The following is a 24172-nucleotide window of genomic DNA, read 5'->3' on the forward strand; positions in this document are numbered from 1 at the left end:
ACCGCCGTCACTCAAGCTCGTCCAGCAATGCTTTGAGCCGCCCCAGGCGTTCGATGGGATCCTGCAGTTCTACCAGCCGCTGTTTTTCCTGCTTGTCGATGGGCAACAGTTCGGTGAGCCGCCAGCCCACCTCCCGGGCATCGTCGAAGTCAACCTGCATATTCAGATCACTCACCACCGGGTGCCGGAACAATGCCCGCAAAACCGCCGACAGATCGGAGAACGCCTCGGGAATCGCCCACACCTCCTCATCCAGCAGGTGCGCCACATCGCCCATGTTGAGCCCGTCAGGCGCCCGCCAGGTCCGGGTGACCGCCACCTTTGCCTCCCCCTCCACGGTGATGCCCAACATGCCATTCTCCAGCTGCTGGAAATCGATGATGCGGACGTAGGTGCCGATGTCGTAAAACGCGGCGGTGGTGCTGGTCTCAGCCCCCTCCCGCAGCAACACGATCACGAAGCCCCGATCGTCCTTGAGGCAGCGTGTCAGCATGTCGATGTAGCGGGGTTCGAACAGCTGTAGCGGAATCCGCCCCCGAGGGAGGACAATGGAGTTCAACGGAAAGAGCGGGACATGCATACTGGAAAGGGTCACCTGTTAGTGTTCTCCGCAGCTTGCCTGGGTCATGATGACGACAGGCCGTGCTAGTAAATAGACAGCAATTTCTGGACTTCATCCACCCGGGCCCTTGCCTCGGTAAGCAGCTTCAGGCTACGGGAAACGTTCAGCTCCAGCTCGCCCAGGCGGTGATAAGCCGGCACCTCATCAAAAGCCGGCAAGCCCTGACTCTGATGGCTACCGATTCTAGCGTGCAGCTGTGCCACTATAACGATATCCACAATCTGGGGTGCGGGTTTGCGGCAATCGTAATCCCAAGTCTCGGCGAACCGGGCCGCTTCCGCAAAGCCCTCGGGGAAGCCCCAATTATCCAGCACGGCCCCGCCGACATCACCCCGCAACTCGGCAATCGCACGATCCAGGTTCACCTGGTCGGCGAACAGGTTAACGTGGTGCTCCGCCTGGACCACCACCGGCACCACGCCAATATCGTGCAACAACCCGGCCAGCAGGGCCTCTTCCGGATTAATACGGGTCACGCTGTCCGCCAGCACCCAGCACAGCGCGGCGACTTCCCGCGAGTGCTGCCACAAAGCCTCCATGGCCTTCTGCAACAACGGCTGACGGGTCTGGAACACTTCCCTCAGCGCGAACACAGTCACCAACTGGCGGGTGGTATTGGTGCCCAACCGCACCACCGCCTCGCGGACATTGCGGACATCGCTGAAGCCCCGGTACAGAGGGCTGTTACAGGCCCGCACCAACTTTGCCGCCATGGCCGGGTCGGCGGTAATCGCGCTGGCGATCTGGCTCGCGGTGGCGTCTTCCCGGTCGGCCATGCGCCGCACCTTCCAGGCAACGTCCGGCACGCTGGGCAAGCTGAGCTGGTTGGAGCGCAGCTCGGCATAGAACTCCATCAGCAACTGGTATTCTTCATCGGCGTCTTCGTCCTCCTCGGACACAGACTCCGTCGACTCCAGTGGTGCCACTCGCAGTAACCGGTTCAGCACGTCCTGCGCCACCACCAGAAACTCGCAGGGCTGGGTGGCGATCACATCGTACATGCGGGGCTGTAATCGGGCGACGGCGTTGGCGGCCTGGTCGCTGTCGGCCGTAATCTCGGATTTGCGACCGTCGATGGACTCCAGCTCAACGGCGCCGGAGAGCAGATAGAAATCGAGTCCGTCACGAGCGCCCCGCTCAGCCACTTTCTGCCCCGGGGTATGCCGCCGCCGTTCGGCCCGACTGGCCAGCAGGACCAATTGGTCTTCAGCCAGGCGATTTAATGGCTTGAACTGTCTGAGGCGTTGAACCGGCAGGCATTCCTGGCCAGCCATAAGCAAACTCCTTGGGCGTTAGAGCGAACAAGGGAGCCTCCGATTAGCTCCGGATCATCCTTGGCGTTCACAGCGCGCAGAGACGACTCGGAGTTATTCAGAGGCTCCCAAGACAATCTTAGTTAGTGTAACGGCGCCAGGCCAGCTCCACCATGTCCATTAGTCAGTCATGACGGTGCCGGCTGTGCCGATGGCGATGCCCCGAATTGACTACACCCCAGCCGGAATCTGGTATGCTTTGTGTTTTGAAACCCGATGAAGACAAGAGACGGATAGCCAATGCCACAGTATCGCTCCAAGACTTCAACCGCCGGCCGCAACATGGCCGGCGCCCGTGCGCTCTGGCGCGCCACCGGCATGAAAAACGAAGATTTTGGCAAGCCCATCATTGCGGTCGCCAACTCCTTCACCCAATTCGTGCCTGGCCACGTCCATCTCAAGGATCTGGGGCAACTGGTTTGCCGGGAGATTGAAGCGTCCGGCGGTGTGGCCAAGGAGTTCAACACCATTGCCGTTGACGACGGCATCGCCATGGGGCACGACGGCATGCTGTATTCACTGCCGTCCCGGGAGATCATCGCCGACTCCGTGGAGTACATGGTCAACGCCCATTGCGCGGACGCCCTGGTGTGCATATCCAACTGCGACAAGATCACCCCGGGCATGCTGATGGCAGCCATGCGCCTGAACATTCCCACCATTTTTGTTTCCGGTGGCCCGATGGAAGCCGGAAAGACCAAGCTGTCGGAACACAAACTGGACCTGGTGGACGCGATGGTCATCGCCGCTGACCCCAACGCCACTGACGAAGAAGTCGCAGAGTACGAGCGTAGCGCGTGCCCCACCTGCGGCTCCTGTTCCGGCATGTTCACCGCCAACTCCATGAACTGCCTGACCGAAGCCATCGGTCTGGCGCTACCGGGCAACGGCTCGCTGCTGGCCACCCACGCCGACCGGGAACGGTTGTTCCTGGAAGCCGGTCGCCGCATCGTCGAAAACGCCAAACGCTACTACGAAGAAAACGATGCCAGCGTACTGCCGCTGAGCATTGCCTCGATGGCGGCGTTCGAGAATGCCATGGTACTCGACGTCGCCATGGGCGGTTCCACCAACACCATTCTGCACCTGCTGGCAGCGGCCCAGGAAGGTGGCGTTCCGTTCAGCCTGAATGAAATCGACCAGCTGTCCCGCAAAGTGCCGCAGCTGTGCAAGGTGGCCCCAAACTCACCAAAATACCACATGGAAGACGTGCACCGGGCCGGCGGCATCATGGCGATTCTGGGCGAACTGGACCGGGCCGGGCTGCTCACCACGGATCTTCCGACGGTACACAGCAAAACCTTGGCCGACGCCCTCGACCAGTGGGATATCATGCGCCAGCCAGCGCCCGAGGTGGTGGAAATGTACAAGGCCGGACCGGCAGGCATTCCCACCCAGCAGGCCTTCAGTCAAAGCACACGATGGCCCTCCCTCGATGGTGACCGGGCCAACGGCTGCATCCGCTCCGAGGAACACGCCTATTCGTCAGAAGGTGGCCTGGCGGTACTGTACGGCAACATTGCCCGCGACGGCTGCGTGGTAAAAACCGCCGGCGTGGATGAGAGCATCTATGTGTTCGAAGGTCGCGCCCGGGTATTCGAGAGCCAGGATGCCGCCGTTCACGGCATCCTGAACGACGAGGTACAGGCCGGCGAAGTGGTGATCATTCGTTACGAAGGTCCCAAAGGCGGTCCTGGCATGCAGGAAATGCTGTATCCGACCAGCTACCTGAAGTCCAAAGGCCTCGGCAAATCCTGCGCCTTGCTGACCGACGGCCGCTTCTCCGGCGGCACCTCCGGCCTGTCCATCGGTCATGCCTCCCCGGAGGCGGCGGCGGGTGGCGCCATCGGCCTGATCGAGAACGGCGATGTCATTCTCATCGACATTCCCAATCGAACCATCAACGTTCAGCTTGACCAGAACGAGCTGGATCGTCGCCGGGAGCAGCAGGAGCAGAAGGGCTGGAAACCGGCCCAACCGCGTGACCGCAAGGTCTCCGCGGCCCTGAAAGCCTACGCCCTACTGGCCACCAGTGCCGACAAGGGCGCCGTGCGCGATCTCAGCAAACTGGACTGAGCGGGATCTTGCCGCTGGCACCGCGACTCGAAACGCGGTGCCAGCGGGCGCCCTAACCCCCCAGACCGGTCGACAACGTCACCGCGCCTCGACGTCCTCACCCTGCTCGTCGCCATCGTTTCCGCCAGCGCCTGCCGGCGCGGTTCCCGCCAGCGTCATACCCTGCTCGCCGAACTCGCGGATGAAGATCCCCCAAAACGCCATGAACAGCGCCGCCACCAGCGGCCCCATCACGAAACCGTTGATGCCGAACATGATAATGCCGCCCAGGGTTGAAAGCAGGACAATGTAATCCGGCAGCTTGGTATCCCGGCCAACAAAGATTGGCCGCAGAATATTATCCGCCAGCCCAATCACCACCACACCAAAGCCGGTCAGAACAGCGGCCTGGAGCAACTCGCCCACCGCCGCCAGGTAAATCGCCACCGGCACCCAGACCAGCGCCGCACCGACCGCCGGCAGTAACGAGACGACAGCCATCACCACCCCCCACAACAGTGCGCCGCGGATGCCCAGCACCCAGAAGATCAGCCCCCCAAGGGCACCCTGGATAATGGCAATCAACAGGTTACCCTTGACGGTCGCCCGCGTGACTTCGGCAAACTTGGCGAACAGCAGCCGCTCGCGCTCGTCCCCCAAGGGCAGCGCCTTGATCATCAATTCCACCAACCGACTGCCGTCCCGCAGCAGGAAGAAGGCAAGGTAGATCATCAACGCCAGGCTGAGGAAAAACCGGAAAGTATTCTGCCCCACGTCCAGGGCTTGGCGGGCAAGAAACTGGCTACCGCCGACGAAGGCGTTGACCACCCGCTCGCGCAACCCGGACAGGTCGATATCAAACCGCCCCAGCAACGACTGGATGGCCGGAAAGGACTGGGTCACCTTGTCGATGTAGTCTCCGGGACGGAGTTCACCACTTTGAATCTGCTGGTACAGGGACACGCCTTCTGCAATCAACGACGACACCAGCACGATCACCGGCATCACCACGATCACCAAGCACAGCGCCAGGGTGAGCAGGGCGACGGTGTTCGGCCTATCGCCAAGCCGGGAGCGCATCCATTGCTGCACCGGATGAAAAATCAAGGCGATGGCCACGGCCCAGAAGATTGGGCCAAAAAACGGCTTCATCAATAGAATAAAGGCCAGCGAAACCCCCACCAACATGGCCAGGAAAGTGCGCCTCTCCAGTTTTTCGTACATGCTTCCCACGATACCTCCGATTGTCCTTGGACCGCCGCCGGCCTCCAGCCGGGGCCGCTACAGAGTAGCACGGCACCATGGCCCCGAGGAGGGCATTGGGGGTATAGTGAATGGTTTGGGAACCCCTGAACAATACGGGTCATAGACGTGGATACGGCAGATTTCAGCATCGAAACGGCTCTGGAGGCCGCGCTTGCCCTGAGCAAGGTACTGTCCGCGCGCCGCCACCGCCGGAAAGTCATGGGCCATGAGGTCCTGGTACCCGGTCAGCTCGGTGAGGCTCTGCACCTGCCGCAAATCATCCGCCGCCTGCAAAGCAAGCAGCAGCGGGTTCGCGAGCAGGGCCTGGAGGCGTTCCTGTGCCTTTGGCCCACGCTTTCCAATCCAACCAGAGACAAGGTGCTGACAACACTGGACTGGTACAACCCCAAGGATCTCGACTGGGACGACAAGCGTTCCAATCGTCGCCCGGTCGCTGGCACCAACGACTGATGCCGCCTGCGACGTTGGTATCCGCCACCTTGCGATAGGAATTGTCGAATTGTCACATTCAGCAGGTATGCTGGCGATTACCAAGGAGGAGTCACATGGACACACCAGAACATTTTCAGGCAATACTCGCGAAAGGCCATGCCATCCCGACCCTACTGTGCGGCCACTGCCAGTCCACCCTATCCCGAACCCGGATGTTTCTGAACCAGGGCGATGCCCGCGTCGACACCCTCTGCCAGACGCTGGCCGCCTGTTCCGCGGATGATTGCGGTGCCCTCAACTGCTGCGACTCGGCGCTATCTGAACTGGAAAATCCGGACCTGGTTCGCCAGATCGCATCCTGAATCAAACGGTCAACGCACTGTTACGCAAACCACACACTACTCGTCGCCAACTGTTTTATGCTGACTGAACTTGGGCCGCAGATGTCGGCCACGCTACCAATCAGTTAGGACAGTCGATGGCATGCGTATCTTGAGAACCGACGAGGCCCGCTTTGCGGACCTTCCGGACTACCCGTTCGATCCCCATTATCTGGACGTTGCACCGGGACTGCGGATGCACTACGTGGATGAAGGCCCCGGTGACGCCGATCCGGTAGTGATGCTGCACGGCGAACCGTCCTGGTCCTACCTATACCGGCATATGATTCCCAAAGTAAGCGGAGCGGGCCACCGGGTACTGGCGCCAGACTTGATTGGTTTCGGCAAATCCGACAAGCCGGCGCGGGTTGACGACTACAGTTACGATCGGCACATGGCCTGGCTGGAACAATGGCTGGACCAACTCAATCTGCGCAACATCACGCTGGTTTGCCAGAACTGGGGCTCACTGCTGGGACTGCGCCTGGTGGCGGAGCAACCGGACCGTTTCCAGCGCATCATCGTCGGCAACGGTTCGCTGCCAACCGGCGAGGACCGGGTTCCGGCGATGTTTGCATTGTGTAAAAAGTTTGCCATCCATAGTCCCTGGCTGCCAGTCAGCCGACTGGTGCAACTGGGCACCGGACGCTCTCTCAGCCGCCAGGAGCTGGCCGCCTATGAGGCGCCGTTTCCGTCATCCCGTTACAAGTCTGGCGTCCGTGCCTTCCCCCAACTGATCCCCCTGTCACCGCAGGATCCGCTGGGCGAAACCAACCGCGCCGCCTGGAAGGCGCTGGAGAAATGGCGCAAGCCGTTCATCACCTGCTTCAGCAACGGCGACCCGATCTCCCGCGGCAGCGACCGTTACATGCAGCGGCGGATTCCCGGTGCCCACGGTCAGCCACACATCACCCTGAGGGGCGGTCATTTCCTACAGGAAGACTCTCCCGACGCTTTCGCCCGGGTCATTACCGATGCCTGCAAGGCGGAACTCGCCGCCTGAGCGGGCCCTGACCGCGCTTGCGCGCGGTTAGCCAAACACCGTGACCACTTGCCGGCTTAACGCCAGCAGGTTGCCGTCCGGTCCCCAGATCTGGGCCTGGGTATGACCGTAGCCCGCGCCCGCCTGGTCAATCGTGGCCCGATACAGCAACCAGTCACCTGCCGCCAACGCCGGTCGGGGGTAGACGAATTCCAGTGTCCAGCTCAGCGAACTGGCCGGAGCCGGCTGTTTGAGATGAGGCAACACAGCGGGAGGCCAGGCATCAATCAACGCCACCAGATGGGCGTCGGTCAGTTGTTCCGGCGACTCGCGGAACTGCATCCAGCCCCCCATTTCGCGGGCAGTCTGACCGCTGAAAGGCAAGCCGCCGAAGGTCCAGCGCATGTCGATGTGCTGCACGAACTCCGGTGTGATGCCGGCCAGATAGGGCATGGGTGGCAGACCCTCGGGCGCTGACACGGCGGGCGCGGTATCTGCCGCCACCGCTACCTGGGACGCCCGGTCACCGCCAAAGCTTGCCAGCATGGCCAGCTTCACCTCGCCGGCCTGTACCAGCCGACCCTGAACCTGACTCACCGCCTTGCCTTCCCGCAGCAATTCCACCTCAACCTGCACCGGCTGCTCGACCGCGACCGGCCCGACGAAGGAAATTTGCAGCGAACGCAGGGCACGGCCATCGGCGACGACCTGCTGCATACGTCGGGTAACCAGTGCCGCAACCAGGCCACCAAAGGTGGCTCGGCCCTGTCCCCAGCTGGCGGGCAGCACCACGGCTTCCTGCGCCACGCCCGCCAATAGCTCATCAAACTGCATAGATAGCCCCCTAACAAAACCATAAGAGTGCCGCAGCGCGCAGGTTTCGGCAACCCCGCACCGGCAACTACCTACGCAATCCCCCAACAGCCACGTATCAAAGCTGCGCCAAAGGCTCTATAATAGCGGCCATCACGCGTCGTTCCGTACGATGCCTACCTTCCCGAATCCCGAGTAATCCGATGTCTACACAAGCATTTGCCGATCTCGGCCTCGACGCGTCCGTACTGGAAGCCGTCAGCGCCGTAGGTTATGAAACCCCCTCCCCGATCCAGGCCCAGGCCATCCCCATCTTGATGCGAGGAGATAACCTGCTGGGCATCGCCCAGACCGGCACCGGTAAAACCGCGGCCTTTGCGCTGCCGCTGCTGAGCCGCATCGACGCCAGCGTCCACGAACCACAGATCCTGGTACTGACACCAACCCGGGAGCTGGCCATCCAGGTTGCCGAGGCGTTTGGCACCTACGCTAGCCGGTTCCGCGATTTCCATGTGCTGCCCATCTACGGCGGTCAGGATTTCTATCCTCAGCTCAAGGCGCTCAGACGTGGCGCCCAGGTCATCGTCGGCACGCCTGGCCGGACCCTGGATCACCTACGACGCGGCACTTTGTCGCTGGCATCGCTGAAGTCCCTGGTGCTGGACGAAGCGGATGAAATGCTGCGGATGGGTTTCATTGACGATGTCGAGGCGATTCTCGCGGCAACCCCCGACACCTGTCAGCGCGCGCTGTTCTCCGCCACCATGCCGGGGCAGATTCGCAAGGTTGCCCAGACCTACCTGAGCAATGCCCAAGAGGTCAAGATTGCCAGCGAGACCCGCACCGTCGACCGCATTGCCCAGTTCATGCTGCCGGTGTACGCCGAACGCAAACTCGATGCCCTTACCCGCATCCTGGAAGTGGAACCGTTCGACGCCTCCATCATCTTCGTCCGTACCAAAGCGGAAACCACCCTGCTGGCCGAAAAACTGGCCGCTCGCGGTCATGCCGTCGCGCCACTGAATGGCGACCTGAACCAACGCCAGCGGGAACAGACGGTAGAGGATCTCAAGAGCGGCAAGAAGGACATTGTCATTGCGACCGACGTCGCCGCCCGTGGCCTGGATGTACCCCGAATCACCCACGTCATCAACTACGACGTGCCCTACGACAGTGAGGCCTACATCCACCGCGTCGGACGGACCGGCCGTGCCGGTCGCAGTGGCAAGGCGATACTGCTGGTCACCCCACGGGAACGCAGCTGGTTGCGCACCCTGGAGCGCGCCACCAATTCGCCGATGGAGGCCTATCAGCTGCCATCACCGACAGAACTGCAGAAATTGCGGGAACAACAGTTCGAGACCCAGTTGCTGGCCTTTGTCGACGATCCGAAACTGGCTAAGGCCATGGCCCTGCTGGACGACATCGCCGAGCGCAACGACATCGACATTGCCATGCTCGCTGGCGCCCTGGCCTGCGGCATGGAGGCGGCCCAGCCTGGCGCCCTGCCACTGGAGCAACCGTCGGCACTGCCCGTCCCCTCGGCGACGCCACGGCATAAGTCCGGCGGCAAGCCCGGCGAGAAGCGCCGGGGCGGCAAGCCCGGCTACAAATCCGGCTTCAAGAAAGGCAATCATGGCGGCAAAAGCCGGCCTGGTGGCAAGGGCAAGCCCAACGCCGGACGTCAGCCCAGCCGCAGCCGCTGATACACCACGAAACTGTAGTCGTAAGGGTTGTTATCGGACGCGGAGAAATCCTCCCGTCCGATTTCTTCCCACTCGTCCCAATTCACTATCGGGAAGTGGGCGTCACCGGCCACCTCGGCATGTACCTGAGTGATGTACATGCGATCCACCAAGGGTAAGGCCTCGGCGTAGATTTGCCCGCCGCCAATCACCATTACCTCATCACCGCCTTCCAGTTCCGCCTGAGCCTCCGCCGTCACCAACGCATCCGCCAACGACGCGGCCTGTCGAACGCCATCCGGCACCGGCCAGTCGGCTTTCCGGGTAATCACCACGTTCAGCCGGCCGGGTAACGGCCGACCGATGGAATCCCAGGTTTTACGCCCCATGATGATGGGCTTGCCCATGGTTGCCTGCTTGAAGTAACGCAGATCTCCCGGCAGATACCAGGGCAAGGCATTGTTACGGCCAATCACCCGGTTGCGGGCCATGGCGACGATCAGGGCTTTTCTCATGACGGCGTCCAAAGTCAGATGGCGCGAGTTAGATCGCTATAGGTGCTCGAATCAACGGCCAGGGTTCATAGCCTTCGAACTCGAAGTCTTCCAGCTGGTAGTCGAAAATACTGTCGGGCCGACGGCGAATGTTGAGCCGCGGCAGTGGTCGTGGCTCCCGCTTCAGCTGTTCAAAGACGATATCGTCGGTGAGGTGGTTCTGATAAAGGTGACAGTCACCGAAGGTATGCACGAACTCGCCCACCTCCAGATCGCACTGCTGGGCGATCATGTGGGTCAGCAGGCTGTAGGAGGCAATGTTGAACGGCACGCCCAGGAACAGGTCGGCGCTGCGCTGATAGAGCTGACAGGACAGTCGGCCATTCGATACGTAGAACTGAAACAGGCAATGGCACGGTGCCAGCGCCATGCGCCCCTGCGCCACATTGGTCTGCGGCCCAATGGTTTCATCCGGCAGCTCGGCCGGATTCCAGGCAGAGACGATCAGTCTACGGGAGTTGGGCTTGTGACGGATCTGCTCGATCACCTCGGTGACCTGGTCCACCACGTCGCCATTGGGGCACTGCCAACTGCGCCACTGCTTGCCGTAGATCGGTCCCAGGTCGCCATTGTCCAAGGCCCATTCATCCCAGATGGAAACCTTGCGTTCCTTGAGCCAGTTGTTGTCGGTCGAACCGTTAAGGAACCACAGCAACTCGTAAATAATGCTGCGCAGGTGCACCTTTTTGGTGGTCACCAGCGGAAAGCCCTGCGCCAGGTCGAAGCGGATCTGGCGGCCGAATACCGAACGGGTGCCGACTCCGGTACGGTCGCCCCGGTCGACGCCGTTGTCGACGACGTCTTTCATCAAGTCGAGATAGGCTTTCATGCCGCGTCCCTCCGGTAAGCAAAGAACATCAACGCCAGCCCTGCCACGATCATCGGCAGGGACAGCAACTGACCCATGGTGAGCCAGTCGAAGGCCAAATAGCCCAACTGGGGGTCTGGCTGGCGCACGAATTCCACCAGGAAACGGAAGCTGCCGTACAGTGCGAGGAACAATCCGGAAACCGCCATTTTCGGCCGCGGCCGTGACGAGAACCACCACAACGCCGCGAACAACACCACCCCTTCCAGGGCAAACTGGTAGAGCTGGGAAGGGTGTCGCGCCAAGTCATCCGGCGCTTGGGGAAAGACCATGCCCCAGGGCAGGTCCGTAGCCCGCCCCCAAAGCTCGCCATTGATGAAGTTGCCGATGCGGCCGGCACCCAATCCCACCGGCACCAGCGGCGCGATGAAATCGGCGATCTCGAAGAAGCTGCGTCCGACCTTACGGCCAAACCACCACATCGCCAACATAACACCGAGCAGGCCGCCATGGAACGACATGCCACCCTCCCACACCCGCAGCAGCCAGAGTGGGTCCACCAGGAAACGATCAAAGTTGTAAAACAGCACATAGCCAAAACGACCGCCCAGGATCACGCCGATGGCAATGTAGAACAGCACGTCGCCCATTTGCTGTTCATTGATGGGCGACCAGGGCTTGCGGGCCCGGATGCGGCCCAGCCACCAGCCCACGATGAAACCCACCAGATAAGTCAGGCCATACCAGTGCACCTTCAGCGGGCCCAGGGATATGGCGACAGGATCGAATTGCGGATGACGCAGCATCAAAAACCTCTCGGATCAGGAGTCGAATCGGAAGTCACAGTAAGAATCGGATACCCACCAGAATCAGCACAACGGCGAAAATTCGCTTCAAGAGCTGGGCGTCGAGCCGGTGGGCCAACTCCGCGCCGAAGCGGGCAAAAAACACGCTGGTCACTACGATGCCGACCAGCGCCGGCAAGTAGATGAAGCCCAGACTCAGCTCGGGCAGTTCCGGCTGCCGCCAACCGGTGGCGATGTTGGTCAGCGCACCGGCGATGGCGATGGGCAGCCCACAGGCGGCCGAAGTTCCCACCGCCTGCTGCATGCGGACGTTGCACCAGCTCAGGAACGGCACCGTCAGCGTACCGCCGCCAATGCCAAAGATCGCCGACGCCCAACCGATGCCGGCACCGGCGGCACCTAACCCAGTCGTCCCGGGGATGCCACGCCCCGCGCTGGGATTCACATCCAGCAGCATTTTCAGCGCCACCAGGATCACAAACACCCCGATGATCAGCTCCAGCGCCGGACCACTAAGCAGGGACGCCGTCCAGGCCCCCAGTATGGCGCCAAGCACGATACCCGCGGTCATCGGCCGGAAAATGTCCCAGCGCACCCCCTGCTTACGGTGATGGGAGCGCACGGAGCTGAGCGAGGTGAACACGATGGTCGCCAGCGAGGTACCCACTGCCAGGTGGGCCGCCACCTCGGCATTGACCCCTTGCAGGCCAAAGCTGAAGATCAACACCGGGACAATGACCAGGCCGCCGCCGATGCCGAACAGCCCGGCCAGGGTTCCCGCCAGCGCGCCCAATCCGAGGTACAATCCAAACAGCATGATGATCGACATGGTTCGCCCAGATCTGGTCAACTTATGAAGGCTGGTATGATACACAAGCAGGCGTCAGATTATCACCGTACCAAACACACTGTCGTCGCCCCCCCTGCGCCCCAAGGAACCGCCCAGTTATGTGTCTGATCATCGTCTCGATTGGCCAGCATCCCGACTTTCCCCTGGTGGTCGCCGCTAACCGCGACGAGTTTCACCAACGCCCGACCGCCGCCATGGACTGGTGGCCACAGCCCGACCTGCTCGCCGGTCGTGACCTGAAATCCGGCGGCACCTGGCTTGCCGTCGATCGGAGCGGGAACGTAGCCGCCGTCACCAATGTCCGCGAGGGCACCCCGGAAACCGGGCGCCACTCCCGGGGGGAACTCCCCCTGCAGGCGCTGACCACCGCCACCGAGACGCTGCAGGGACGCCTAATGGATCACCAAGACGACTACTCCGGCTTCAACCTGATCCGGCTGTCGTCGGAGCACCAGGGTTCGGGCTGGTACTACAGCAACCGGGATGCCCACCCCGGCCGCCACCTGCACCGCGGCAGCTACGGCCTCAGCAACCATCTACTGCAGAGCCCGTGGCCCAAATTGCTGCGCCTGCGCAATGCGGTAGCCGCCACCCTGGCCAGCCACGCCGCCCAGCCCACCACCAGCCTGCACCGACAACTGGTTGGCCAGCTGCAGGACACCACCCCGGCGCCGGATCATGTGCTCCCCGATACCGGCGTCGGGCTCGCCACCGAGCGCTTTCTGTCAGCACCGTTTATCCTTGGCCCCCACTATGGCACCCGGGCGACCACCGTCGTGACCGTTCGTCGTGACGGCGAGGTTGCCGTGACGGAACAGAGCTGGTCGCCCACAGGCGACGCCGTCGGCACAAGACAGTTCTGCTGGCAACGGGAACCTCTGATATAATCCGCCAAAATCCGTGCAACTACCGGAGAGCCGGCATTATGGCTGACCAGCCAAGCGCAACATCCATCGCCGATTTCGAGAAGGCCCTCAACGAACTGGAAAGCCTGGTCAAGGATCTGGAGCAGGGAGAACTGTCGCTGGAGCAATCGCTCAGTGCGTTCGAGCGGGGCGTTAAACTGACCCGCGACTGCCAACAGGCGCTGAAATCCGCCGAGCAACGCATTGAACAGTTGGTGCAGCTGGAGGATGGCAGTCTGGCGAGCACGCCCTTCACCCCGGACGAGTCCGCCTGATGGCCGTACCGACCGCCGCTACCCTCGCCTTCCTGGAACACAGCCAGAGCCTGGTGGATAACGAGCTGAAACGCCTGCTCACCGCCTCGCGGTCGCCTTCGTCGCGACTGCAGAAGGCCATGGAATACAGCCTTCTCGGCGGCGGCAAACGCATCCGGCCCGCGCTCTGCCTGGGCGCGGCGCAGGCCATGGCGCAGGATGCCCAGGCTGCGCTGGTTCCCGCCTGCGCGATTGAAGCCATCCACGCCTACTCGCTGGTCCACGACGACTTACCGGCCATGGACGACGACGACCTTCGCCGTGGTCGTCCAACCGTGCACATTGCCTTTGACGAAGCGACCGCCATTCTGGCGGGTGACGCCCTGCAGGCAGCCGCGTTCGACTGGCTCAGCGAGGCCCCCCGCCTCACTGCGGAGACCCGGGTCGCCATGGTTCGGGAACTCGCCCAGGCCAGCGGTGCCAACGGCATGGTTGGCGGCCAGGCCATCGATCTGGAATCCGTAGGCAAGCGGCTGGCTCTGGCTACCCTGGAAACCATGCACCGACACAAAACCGGCGCCCTGATCGAGACCAGCGTGCGCATTGGCGCCTTGACCGCGCAGTCCCCAAGCGCTGAAAAGCTGGCGCAGCTGACACAGTTTGCCCAAGCCCTTGGGTTGGCGTTCCAGGTTCAGGACGACCTGCTGGATATCGAGGGAGACACCGAGGTGATTGGCAAACCCCAAGGCTCCGATGCGGCCAGGGATAAACCGACCTACCCCGCATTGCTAGGTATTGATGGCGCCAGAGACCACCTTCAGCAGTTACTCGACAGCGCCCTGGGCAGCCTGCGGGAATTCGGTCCCGAGGCGGACCCACTCAGGGCCATGGCCGACTTTGTCGTTGCCCGGTCTCACTGATCGGGATGGTGCGGCCGACAAAGGCCATTGGCAAGCGCCCCATTCAGTGTGAAACTGGCGCCGATCATCCCGTATAATACGACGTTAATCACCAGTAGCTGACACGCGGAAAAGACCCAAGCGGATGCAGGACACATATATTTTCAAGGAAATCCCACCCCAGCGGCCCAACACGCCGCTGCTGGACCGGATTGACACGCCAGACCAACTGCGCCTGCTGATTGACGATCAGCTACCCCAGCTAGCCCGGGAATTGCGTGCTTTTCTGCTGTGGTCGGTGGGCCAGAGCGGCGGCCACTTCGGCGCGGGCCTTGGCGTGCTGGAGCTGACCATCGCACTGCACTACGTGTTCAATACGCCAGAAGATCGGCTGGTTTGGGATGTGGGCCACCAGGCCTATCCGCACAAGATTCTCACTGGCCGTCGTGAGCGCATGACCAGCATTCGCCAGCAAGACGGCCTGGCCGGTTTTCCGAAGCGGGGCGAGAGCGAGTATGACACCTTCGGCGTCGGCCATTCCAGCACCTCCATCAGCGCCGCGCTGGGCATGGCCATTGCTGCTCGCATGCAACACAGTGCCCGTCGAAGCATCGCTGTCATCGGCGACGGCGCGATGACGGCAGGTATGGCTTTTGAGGCACTCAACCACGCCGGGCACCTGCACGCCAACATGCTGGTGGTGCTGAACGACAACGATATGTCGATTTCCCATAACGTCGGCGGCCTGTCCAACTACTTTGCCAAACTGCTGGCCAGTCGCACCTACAACCAGGTGCGCGACAGCGGCAAGCGGGTGCTGCAGGGCAAGCCACAGCTGATGGCATTGGCCCGCAAGACCGAAGAACACTTCAAGGGGATGATCGCCCCCGGCACCCTGTTTGAAGAGCTGGGGTTCAATTACATTGGCCCCATCGATGGCCATGATCTGCCGCTGCTGGTGGACACCCTGGAAAATATTCGGGAACTGGACGGCCCCCAGTTCCTGCATGTGGTCACCAAAAAAGGCAAGGGCTTCGCCCCGGCCGAAGCCGATCCCATTGGCTATCATGCCATCAACAAGATCGAACCAACCCCGGCCAGCAAGCCTGCACCGGTCACCAAGAAAACACCCTCCAAGCCCAAGTACGCCAATGTCTTCGGCCAGTGGCTGTGTGATGCGGCTGAACTGGACGAACGCATTGTCGGCATCACCCCAGCCATGTGCGAGGGCTCCGACCTGCTGGCCTTTTGCCGGCGATTCCCGGATCGCTATTTTGACGTGGCCATTGCCGAGCAGCACTCGGTCACCCTGGCCGCAGGCCTTGCCTGCGACGGCGCCAAACCGGTGGTGGCCATCTACTCTACCTTTCTGCAGCGGGGCTATGACCAGCTGATTCACGACGTGGCCATACAGAACCTGGACGTCCTGTTCGCCATCGACCGGGCCGGCCTGGTGGGTGAAGATGGCCCAACCCACGCCGGTGCTTTCGATATCAGCTACCTGCGCTGCATCCCCAACATGGTGGTGATGACCCCCTCGGATGAGAACGAAACCCGCCAACTGCTGCATACCGGCATGACCCACAACGGTCCGGCGGCGGTCCGCTACCCTCGGGGCACCGGCCCCGGCAGCGAGATCCAGTCAGAATTGGCGGCACTGCCACTGGGACGGGGACGGCGGATACGGGAAGGCAGTGGGGTGGCCATCCTGAATTTCGGCACCCTGCTGACCCCAGCGCTGGCGGCGGCCGAAGCCCTGGATGCCACCGTGGCCGATATGCGCTTCGTCAAGCCGCTCGATGAGACTCTGGTGCTGGAACTGGCCGAGCAGCATGAGCTGCTGGTGACGGTGGAGGAGAACGTGATCGCCGGTGGTGCCGGCAGTGCGGTCAGCGAATTCCTGAATCAACAGGGCCTCGCCCAGCCGATCCTGCAGCTGGGCCTGCCCGACGCGTTCGTCGAACACGGTAAGCACGGGGACTTGCTGGCGGACTGCGGCCTCGACGCCAGCGGCATCGAGCAGGCCATTGAGCACCGCCTGGACCTGCTGCGTGCCCATCAGGCGCTGAAGATCGTACGCTAGCGGGCGGGGCTAGCGCCGCCCCTGCTTACTCGAGCGGGTCGTCGTCCTGGTGGGTTTCTAACCAGTGCCCCAGTTTGCTCTGCTTGGTATTGAGATAACCTTCGTTATGCGGGTTGCGCCCAACATGGAGAGGCACCCGCTCGACGATATCAATGCCGTAGGACTTCAAGGCTTCCACTTTACGGGGATTATTGGTCATCAACCGAAGACTGCTAATGCCCAGATGGGAAAGCATATCCCGGCACATGCTGTAATCCCGCAGATCGGCAGCAAAGCCCAGCTGCTCGTTGGCTTCCACCGTGTCGGCGCCCTGGTCCTGCAGGTTGTACGCACGGATTTTGTTCAGCAAGCCAATGCCACGACCTTCCTGACGCAAGTACAACAGGATGCCACGACCTTCCCGGGCGATGCTCCGCAGCGCCTCCTCGAGCTGGTAACCGCAATCACAACGCATACTGTACAGTGCGTCACCAGTCAGACATTCGGAGTGGGTACGGGCCAACAGGGGCTCGTCACTATCCAGCGAGCCCAGCGTCAGGGCGACGTGCTCCTTGCCCGTATCCGGCTCTTCAAAACCGTGCATGTCGAAGACACCGAACGGAGTGGGCAGCCGGCAGGTCTGAACGTAGCGAACAGCCACAATAAATCCTCATAATTAGGGAGTCGCCACCGTCGGTCCCGAGCACTCGGGCGAGCCAGACGGGGTAGTATCAGCGACCCCTCAGTCTGATTAAGCCGGGCATTTTAACAGAAGGCCGCCAATTGGCGTAGTACGAAGAAACCTCCCACGAGGTCTTACCCCCTACCCGCCGGTGGCATTCATGAAACGCAGAATCTGGGGCTCGTCGTCCAGGGTGAAGTCATGCCGCTCCGGTTTGATCGCCATGGCGGCCTGCAACGCGGCCTGAACCCGGCCATCCACGGCTTCCGGCTGTTGCGGCCCGTCACGCAATGCCGCCCGCAGATCCACCGCGTGCTCATTGCCGAGGCACAGCAACAGGCGTCCCTCGGTGGTGATCCGCACCCGATTGCAATCGCCACAAAAATTGTGACTGTGGGGAGAAATGAAACCAATCCGCACCGGATGTCCCGGCACCCGGTAATAACGCGATGGCCCGCCGGTATTTTCGGCTGCCGCTTCCAGCGTGAATTCGCGGCGAATCATCGCCCGCAACTCATCACTGGAGATAAAGGCCTCGGCCCGGTCGTGCTCGGTGATCACCCCCAGCGGCATTTCCTCGATAAAGCTCAGGTCGAGTCGATGGGCTAGGGCGAACCGCACCAATGGCAGTGCCTCGTCCTCGTTGCGTCCCCGCAGTATCACCGCATTGAGCTTGGTGCGCTCAAAGCCCGCATCCTGCGCCGCCTGGATCCCCGCCAGCACACGCCCCAGCCGCCCAGTACGGGTCAGGGCGTGAAACCGCTCGGCATCCAGACTGTCGAGACTGATATTCAACCGGTGCAAGCCGGCGTCCTTGAGCGGCTGCGCCAGATCCTGCAGCCGCCCACCGTTGGTGGTCATGCACAGCTCCTGGAGCCCCGGCAACGCACTCAGCGTACGGACCAACTCCACCACGCCAGGACGCACCAGGGGCTCACCCCCGGTCAGCCGAATCTTGGTCACGCCACAGGCCACCAGGTTGCGGGCCAGCACCGCCATTTCTTCCAGCGATAACACCTGGGCCTTGGGCAGGAAGGTCATCTCTTCGGCCATGCAGTAGACGCAACGAAAGTCACAACGATCAGTGACCGACAGACGCACGTAGGTCACCTGACGCCCAAAATTGTCTATCAGGGGCTGCGGCTTAGTCATGGAATCTCCCGGCGACCGCATCACTCAGCCCGCCAGTGCCCGCTACGCCCGCCGCGCTTCTCCAGCAAACGGACCTGCTCGATCACCATGGCCCGGTCCACCGCCTTGCACATGTCATACAGGGTCAGTCCGGCGACACTGACCGCCGTCAATGCTTCCATCTCGACGCCGGTCTGGCCGGCCAGCTTGCAGCGCGCTTCGATCTGCACCCCGGATGGCTGCTGTTGCGGGGTTAGTTCGAGCTTTACTGAAGTCAGATTCAGGGCATGACACAACGGGATCAGTTCGTGGGTTTTCTTGGCGGCCATGATGCCGGCAATTCGGGCCACTGCCAACACATCCCCCTTGGGATGCTGGCCATCCACAATCATCGCCAGGGTCTCCGGCGCCATGCGCACAAACCCCTGCGCCCGGGCTTCCCGCTCGGTAACCGCTTTGGCGGTAACATCCACCATCCGGGCCGCACCCTTGTCATCCAGATGAGTCAATTCGCTCACAATCACTCCTGCTTCAATCAACTCCTCCCAGTGTACCCGATTCCAGCCTATCAGCGGCAGGGTTTACCACCAGTAGCCAATGCCGGCGATCCCCTGACCGCCGCGCTCCCGGGAACAACCCACGTCGCCAGGACCTGTCCCGCCCAGTGCGAACACCGGCACAGCGACACCCGCCACGAGCTGCCGGAACCGCTCCCATCCCAATGGCTGGGCGTCCGGATGGGACGCCGTGGGTTGCACCGGCCCCAGTGTGGCAAAGTCTGCGCCCAGGGCCATGGCCTGGCGCAGTTCCGCCGCATTATGACAGGACACCGCCAGCAACCAGCCGGACTCCAGCGGTCTCTCCGACAGGGCCGCGGCCTCACGCCAGGGCAGATGGACGCCGGCAACCCCAGGGACATGCCCATACTCGGCCCGACCGTGCAACATGACCGCGGCTCCGGCCGCCTGACACAACGCCAGCCCGGCCTCGGCAAACTGGCGATAGGCTGGCGCCGGCAACCAGGGCGCACGCAGCAACACCATGCCGGGGCGATGACGCGCCAGAGCCCGCTCGAGCCGCAACAAGCCAGCGCCGATTTCATCAAAGTACCCGGTAATGGCATAGCGATGGGGCAGATTGAGGGCGCGGATGATGGGGCGATTGGCGGCAGGAAAATCGGCATCACGCAAGTCCGCCAGCGGCAGCCAGCCGACCTCCTGTCCTTCACGGCCATGGGCCTCGCCAGTCACCGCAGCGGTGCTCCAGACGTCGAGAAAAACCCGCTTGTCGCCATAATCGTGCCGAATCCCGATCACCGGTCGCAACGAGTCCGGCGCCACCACCAAGCCAGTTTCCTCATGGATCTCCCGCACCAGCGCCGCCTGCACCGTTTCCCCGGGTTCGACCTTGCCCCCAGGAAACTCCAGCAGCCCCCCCTGATGGACGTGATCCGGACGCCGGGCAATCAACACCCGCTCACCTCGCCGGATCACCGCGACCGCCACATGCACCTCCGCCATGGTCAGGTCCGGTACTCGGCATTGATGGTCACGTAATCGTGGGAGAAATCGCAGGTCCACACCCGCTCCCGCACCTCACCCCGCTTCAGTTTGATGTGAATGGTGATTTCCTCCTGATCCATGACCGCCTGGCCACGCGCCTCGCTGTAATCCTCTGCCCGGCCGCCGTCGCGAACCAGACACACGTTGCCCAGCCAAATTTCAATGGCATCCAGATCCAGGCCCGCCACGCCGGCACGACCCACCGCAGCCAGAATGCGCCCCCAGTTGGGGTCTGAGGCGTACAGCGCGGTTTTTACCAGCGGAGAATGCGCCACCGTGTAGGCCACCGCCAACGCTTCATCCTGGTTGGCGGCCTCGCTCACCTCCAGCGTCACAAACTTGGTGGCACCCTCGCCATCGCGCACAATGGCGTGAGCCAACTCCAGGAAGACCTCAGCCAGAGCTTCCCGTAGCGCCGGCAGCCCTGGGCTCTGCCGGTCGATTTCGCCGGCACCGCACTGGCCGGTTGCAATCAGCATGCAGGCATCGTTGGTGGAGGTATCGCTATCAATGGTGATGCGATTGAACGACAGGTCGCCCAACTCACTGGCCAGTTCTTGCAACAGCCTCGGTTCAATGTGGGCGTCGGTGGCGATGAAGCCCAACATGGTGGCCATGTTCGGGCGGATCATGCCGGCACCTTTGCTGATCCCTGAAATGGTTACCCGCTGACCGTCGATCATGACCTGACGCGAACTGCCCTTAGGCCGGGTATCGGTGGTCATGATACCGGCCGCCGCCTCGGCCCAGTGATCCTCGGACAGGTCCGCCAGCGCCGCCGGCAAGGCCGTCACCAACCGGCCCAGCGGCAGCGGTTCGCCGATAACACCGGTGGAAAACGGCAGCACCGCGGCAGCCTCAACGCCGGCCTCACGGGCGAGGGCGGAGCAGGTTTCCAGTGCATCGCTCATACCCTGCACACCGGTACCGGCATTCGCATTGCCGGTGTTGATCACCAAAAAACGGGGCTGCGCCGTGGCCAGATGCTGTCGGGCGACGGTCACCGGCGCCGCACAAAATTGATTGGTGGTGAAGATTCCCGCCACGCGGCTACCTTCCGCCAGCTCCAGCACCACCAGGTCCTTGCGCCCCGGGGTCTTGATCCCCGCGCTGGCGATGCCCAGCCGCACGCCGGCGACGGGAAAAAACTCAGGTAATGTGCCTGGCCCTACCGCCATCTTCTCTCTCCTCTTGCTACTGTCCGCCGGAACCTTTCCGACTTAAACGAAAAACCCGCAGCCTGCGTTGTCCAGGGTGCGGGTTAGGATTCAGTGTGTCTGTATCAGGTCACTTTACCGTGACACTGCTTATACTTCTTCCCGGACCCGCAGGGACAAGGCTCGTTTCGGCCCACCTTGCGCTCCTGTCGGACGAAGGTGTCCGGTGTCGCCGGCGCCGCGCCGCCTTCCCGCTGGCCCTCCGGTGCCGATCCGGTCACCGAGGTTTCGTCATGGCGCAATTTGGCCTTGGCCAGCTCCCGCTCCAGCTCGGCCTTGCGACGACGCTCCACCTCTTCCATTTCTTCCCGGCTCTGCACCTTGACGTGGCACAGAACCCGCGTGATGTCCCGCTTCATGGTCTCAAGCAGCGATTCAAACAGGTTGAAGGCTTCGCGCTTGTATTCCTGTTTCGGGTTTTTCTGGGCATAGCCACGCAAATGGATGCCACGACGCAGGTGATCCATGTTGGACAGATGCTCCTTCCACAGGGTATCCAGCACCTGCAGCACCACCTGCTTCTCGAACTTGCGCATGGATTCAGCACCCACCACCTGCTCCTTGCCGGCGTAAACGGTGACCACCTCGTCCAGGATACGCTGATGCAGGGTCTCCTCGTAGAGCTTGCTGTCCTCATCCAGCCACTTCTGAATCGGCAGCTCAACTGCCATCTCAGACTGCAGCTGCGCCTCCAGCCCGGCAACATCCCACTGTTCCGGCATGCTCTGGGGCGGAATGAACTCGCTGACCAATCCGGCCACCACATCTTCACGAATGGTTTCGATCATGCCCGAGATGTCCTCGGAAGCCATCACCTCGTTGCGCTGTTCATAGATCACCGTGCGCTGGTCGTTGGCCACGTCATCGTATTCCAGCAGGGTTTTCCGCATATCGAAGTTGCGGCCTTCAACCTTACGCTGGGACTTCTCGATGGCGTTGGTGACCATCCGATGCTCGATGGCTTCGCCTTTTTTCATCCCCATGGCCTGCATCAGGCTCTTGACCCGATCCGGCGCAAAAATCCGCATCAGGTTGTCTTCCAGCGACAGGAAGAAGCGGGACGAGCCCGGATCACCCTGACGGCCTGCACGACCGCGAAGCTGGTTGTCGATGCGACGGGACTCATGCCGTTCGGTGCCGACGATGTGCAGGCCGCCAGCCTCCAGCACCTGATTGTGGCGCTCGCTCCAGGCTGCCTTGATCTTTCCGATCTGCTCTTCCGTGGGGTTATCCAGTTCCGCGACCTCAAACTCCCAGTTGCCCCCCAGCACAATGTCGGTACCACGTCCGGCCATGTTGGTGGCAATGGTGACCGCGCCCTGACGACCGGCCTGGGCAATGATATGCGCCTCACTCTCATGCTGCTTGGCGTTGAGAATCTTGTGCTCGATGCGGGCCTTCTTGAGCAGCATGGACAGCAGCTCGGAGGCCTCGATGGAGGCGGTACCCACCAGGATCGGACGGCCCTCAGCGGTGACGTCCTTGATCTCGTCGATAATGGCGTGGAACTTCTCTTCCTGGGTGAGGTAGATCAGGTCGTTTTGGTCGATCCGCTGCACCGGCCGGTTGGGCGGGATCACCACCACATCCAGACCATAAATCTGGCGGAACTCGAACGCCTCGGTGTCTGCGGTACCGGTCATGCCTGCCAGCTTGTCGTACAGGCGGAAATAGTTCTGGAAGGTGGTGGAGGCCAGGGTCTGACTTTCGGCCTGGATGTTAACCCCCTCCTTGGCCTCGATGGACTGATGCAGCCCCTCGCTCCAGCGCCGCCCCGGCATGGTCCGACCGGTGTGCTCGTCTACAATCACCACCTGACCGCCCTGGACGATGTAGTCCACGTCCTTCTGGAAAAGGTGATGGGCTCGCAAGGCGGAATGCACGTGGTGCAGCAAGCCAAGATTGGCGGCTGAATAGAGGCTTTCACCTTCCTTCAGCAGGCCGCGACTGAGCAGCAGCTCCTCGACCTTTTCGTGGCCGGCCTCGGTGAGCTCAACCTGACGGGACTTCTCATCGATGGTGAAGTCGCCTTCCGGTTCGCCCTCCTCGGTCTCCTCGCCTTTGACCAGACTCGGCACCAGGGCGTTGATCTCCCGGTACAGCTTGGAGCTGTCTTCGGCGGCACCGGAAATGATCAACGGAGTACGGGCCTCGTCGATCAAGATGGAGTCCACCTCATCCACAATGGCGAAGTTGAGCCCCCGCTGCACCTTGTCGGCCGAGCTGAACGCCATATTGTCGCGCAGGTAGTCGAAGCCGAACTCGTTATTGGTACCGTAGGTGATATCCGCCTGATAGGCCGCCCGCTTCTCATCGGGACTCTGGCCGGAGGCGATCACGCCCACCTGAAGGCCGAGGAAGCGATAAAGCTTGCCCATCCATTCGGCATCTCGCCGGGCCAGGTAGTCATTCACCGTGACCACGTGCACACCCTGTCCAGACAGGGCGTTCAGGTAAACCGCGGCGGTTGCCACCAGGGTCTTACCCTCACCGGTCTTCATCTCGGCGATCCGCCCCTCGTGCAGGGTGATACCGCCAATCAACTGAACATCGTAATGCCGCATGCCCATGGCACGACGACCCGCTTCGCGGACCGTCGCAAAGGCCTCGGGCAGCAGATCATCAAGCGAGGCACCTTCGGCCAGACGGTGACGGAGTTCAGCGGTCTTGCCTTGAAGCTCGCTGTCGGACAATCCGCCAAGTTGCTCCTCGAGTTCATTAATGTGCAAGACTGTCTTGCGCATTCTTTTGATTTCCCTGGCATTCTTACTGCCGAACATCTTGGTCGCGAGCTTCGTGAACATAAACCACTGCTTCTTTGATTAAACGGACGAAGCCGGCATTCTAACCTTATTTGGCGAAAGGAAAAAAGGCAGGGCGCAAGGTATTGGCCG

The 24172-nt window shown here is 61.9% G+C and carries 23 protein-coding genes; 9 read left to right on the plus strand and 14 right to left on the minus strand.

The window, feature by feature from the left end:
• Positions 1–7 precede the first annotated feature (7 nt).
• Positions 8–595, minus strand: coding sequence for an LON peptidase substrate-binding domain-containing protein (locus tag N6L25_RS15930; protein WP_271982224.1), 588 nt, complete (start codon positions 593–595; stop codon positions 8–10).
• A gap of 50 nt (positions 596–645) precedes the next feature.
• Positions 646–1896: an HDOD domain-containing protein gene (locus N6L25_RS15935; protein ID WP_271982227.1), complete on the minus strand. Its 1251-nt coding sequence runs from the start codon at positions 1894–1896 to the stop codon at positions 646–648.
• A gap of 279 nt (positions 1897–2175) precedes the next feature.
• On the opposite strand from N6L25_RS15935, the gene ilvD reads away from it, so the two are divergent.
• Positions 2176–4011, plus strand: coding sequence for a dihydroxy-acid dehydratase (ilvD, locus tag N6L25_RS15940; protein WP_271982229.1), 1836 nt, complete (start codon positions 2176–2178; stop codon positions 4009–4011).
• Positions 4012–4089: 78 nt separating this feature from the next.
• Here ilvD and N6L25_RS15945 read toward each other — a convergent pair whose 3' ends face one another.
• A complete protein-coding gene (locus tag N6L25_RS15945) occupies positions 4090–5214 on the minus strand; it encodes an AI-2E family transporter (RefSeq protein ID WP_271982231.1) in 1125 nt (374 codons plus the stop codon).
• 147 nt (positions 5215–5361) lie between these two features.
• On the opposite strand from N6L25_RS15945, the gene N6L25_RS15950 reads away from it, so the two are divergent.
• The 3 genes from N6L25_RS15950 (at position 5362) to N6L25_RS15960 (ending at position 7071) form a co-directional block, all read left to right on the plus strand.
• Complete coding sequence (locus N6L25_RS15950) at positions 5362–5706, plus strand: hypothetical protein (protein ID WP_442915263.1); 345 nt, start codon at positions 5362–5364, stop codon at positions 5704–5706.
• A 95-nt stretch (positions 5707–5801) separates the two neighbouring features.
• Positions 5802–6050: a hypothetical protein gene (locus N6L25_RS15955; protein WP_271982233.1), complete on the plus strand. Its 249-nt coding sequence runs from the start codon at positions 5802–5804 to the stop codon at positions 6048–6050.
• A 121-nt stretch (positions 6051–6171) separates the two neighbouring features.
• On the plus strand, positions 6172–7071 hold the full coding sequence (locus N6L25_RS15960) for a haloalkane dehalogenase (protein ID WP_271982235.1): 900 nt from the start codon (positions 6172–6174) through the stop codon (positions 7069–7071).
• 27 nt (positions 7072–7098) lie between these two features.
• Here the strand turns inward: N6L25_RS15960 and N6L25_RS15965 are convergent, their stop codons facing one another.
• Positions 7099–7884, minus strand: a complete 786-nt coding sequence (locus tag N6L25_RS15965; protein ID WP_271982237.1) for an acyl-CoA thioesterase — start codon at positions 7882–7884, stop codon at positions 7099–7101.
• 182 nt (positions 7885–8066) lie between these two features.
• Between N6L25_RS15965 and N6L25_RS15970 the strand changes: the two genes are divergently transcribed.
• Entirely contained in the window at positions 8067–9569 is a 1503-nt protein-coding gene (locus N6L25_RS15970) for a DEAD/DEAH box helicase (RefSeq protein WP_271982239.1), read from the plus strand.
• Here the strand turns inward: N6L25_RS15970 and N6L25_RS15975 are convergent.
• The 4 genes from N6L25_RS15975 to N6L25_RS15990 are packed head-to-tail and all read right to left on the minus strand — an operon-like array spanning position 9548 to position 12545.
• Positions 9548–10063, minus strand: coding sequence for a dihydrofolate reductase (locus N6L25_RS15975; RefSeq protein WP_271982241.1), 516 nt, complete (start codon positions 10061–10063; stop codon positions 9548–9550). The genes N6L25_RS15970 and N6L25_RS15975 overlap by 22 nt on opposite strands.
• A 28-nt stretch (positions 10064–10091) precedes the next feature.
• The gene (locus tag N6L25_RS15980) at positions 10092–10931 is read right to left on the minus strand and encodes a thymidylate synthase (protein WP_271982244.1); all 840 of its coding nucleotides are present in this window, start codon (positions 10929–10931) and stop codon (positions 10092–10094) included.
• Positions 10928–11716, minus strand: a complete 789-nt coding sequence (gene lgt / locus N6L25_RS15985; protein ID WP_271982246.1) for a prolipoprotein diacylglyceryl transferase — start codon at positions 11714–11716, stop codon at positions 10928–10930. Before lgt ends, N6L25_RS15980 begins: the two co-directional genes overlap by 4 nt.
• Before the next feature lie 34 nt (positions 11717–11750).
• Positions 11751–12545, minus strand: coding sequence for a sulfite exporter TauE/SafE family protein (locus N6L25_RS15990; RefSeq protein WP_271982248.1), 795 nt, complete (start codon positions 12543–12545; stop codon positions 11751–11753).
• Between the two features lie 119 nt (positions 12546–12664).
• Here N6L25_RS15990 and N6L25_RS15995 point away from each other — a divergent pair, with 119 nt between their 5' ends.
• The 4 genes from N6L25_RS15995 (at position 12665) to dxs (ending at position 16707) form a co-directional block, all read left to right on the plus strand.
• Positions 12665–13453, plus strand: coding sequence for an NRDE family protein (locus tag N6L25_RS15995; RefSeq protein ID WP_271982251.1), 789 nt, complete (start codon positions 12665–12667; stop codon positions 13451–13453).
• A 38-nt stretch (positions 13454–13491) separates the two neighbouring features.
• Positions 13492–13746, plus strand: coding sequence for an exodeoxyribonuclease VII small subunit (locus N6L25_RS16000; RefSeq protein WP_271982253.1), 255 nt, complete (start codon positions 13492–13494; stop codon positions 13744–13746).
• Positions 13746–14645, plus strand: a complete 900-nt coding sequence (locus tag N6L25_RS16005; RefSeq protein ID WP_271982255.1) for a polyprenyl synthetase family protein — start codon at positions 13746–13748, stop codon at positions 14643–14645. The genes N6L25_RS16000 and N6L25_RS16005 overlap by 1 nt, the downstream gene beginning before the upstream one ends.
• Positions 14646–14769: 124 nt before the next feature.
• Positions 14770–16707, plus strand: coding sequence for a 1-deoxy-D-xylulose-5-phosphate synthase (gene dxs / locus N6L25_RS16010; protein ID WP_271982258.1), 1938 nt, complete (start codon positions 14770–14772; stop codon positions 16705–16707).
• Between the two features lie 25 nt (positions 16708–16732).
• Here the strand turns inward: dxs and ribA are convergent, their stop codons facing one another.
• The 6 genes from ribA to secA form a co-directional block, all read right to left on the minus strand.
• On the minus strand, positions 16733–17347 hold the full coding sequence (gene ribA, locus N6L25_RS16015) for a GTP cyclohydrolase II (RefSeq protein ID WP_271982260.1): 615 nt from the start codon (positions 17345–17347) through the stop codon (positions 16733–16735).
• Between the two features lie 162 nt (positions 17348–17509).
• Complete coding sequence (gene moaA / locus N6L25_RS16020) at positions 17510–18520, minus strand: GTP 3',8-cyclase MoaA (protein WP_271982263.1); 1011 nt, start codon at positions 18518–18520, stop codon at positions 17510–17512.
• A 20-nt stretch (positions 18521–18540) separates the two neighbouring features.
• On the minus strand, positions 18541–19017 hold the full coding sequence (gene moaC, locus N6L25_RS16025; RefSeq protein ID WP_271982265.1) for a cyclic pyranopterin monophosphate synthase MoaC: 477 nt from the start codon (positions 19015–19017) through the stop codon (positions 18541–18543).
• A gap of 63 nt (positions 19018–19080) precedes the next feature.
• On the minus strand, positions 19081–20019 hold the full coding sequence (locus N6L25_RS16030; protein WP_271982267.1) for a Nudix family hydrolase: 939 nt from the start codon (positions 20017–20019) through the stop codon (positions 19081–19083).
• A gap of 2 nt (positions 20020–20021) precedes the next feature.
• On the minus strand, positions 20022–21239 hold the full coding sequence (gene argJ, locus N6L25_RS16035) for a bifunctional glutamate N-acetyltransferase/amino-acid acetyltransferase ArgJ (protein WP_271982270.1): 1218 nt from the start codon (positions 21237–21239) through the stop codon (positions 20022–20024).
• Between the two features lie 104 nt (positions 21240–21343).
• Complete coding sequence (secA, locus tag N6L25_RS16040) at positions 21344–24082, minus strand: preprotein translocase subunit SecA (RefSeq protein ID WP_271982274.1); 2739 nt, start codon at positions 24080–24082, stop codon at positions 21344–21346.
• Positions 24083–24172 lie beyond the last annotated feature (90 nt).

The sequence above is a fragment of the Marinobacter sp. SS21 genome, from assembly GCF_028369065.1.
Taxonomy (GTDB): Bacteria; Pseudomonadota; Gammaproteobacteria; order Pseudomonadales; family Oleiphilaceae; genus Marinobacter.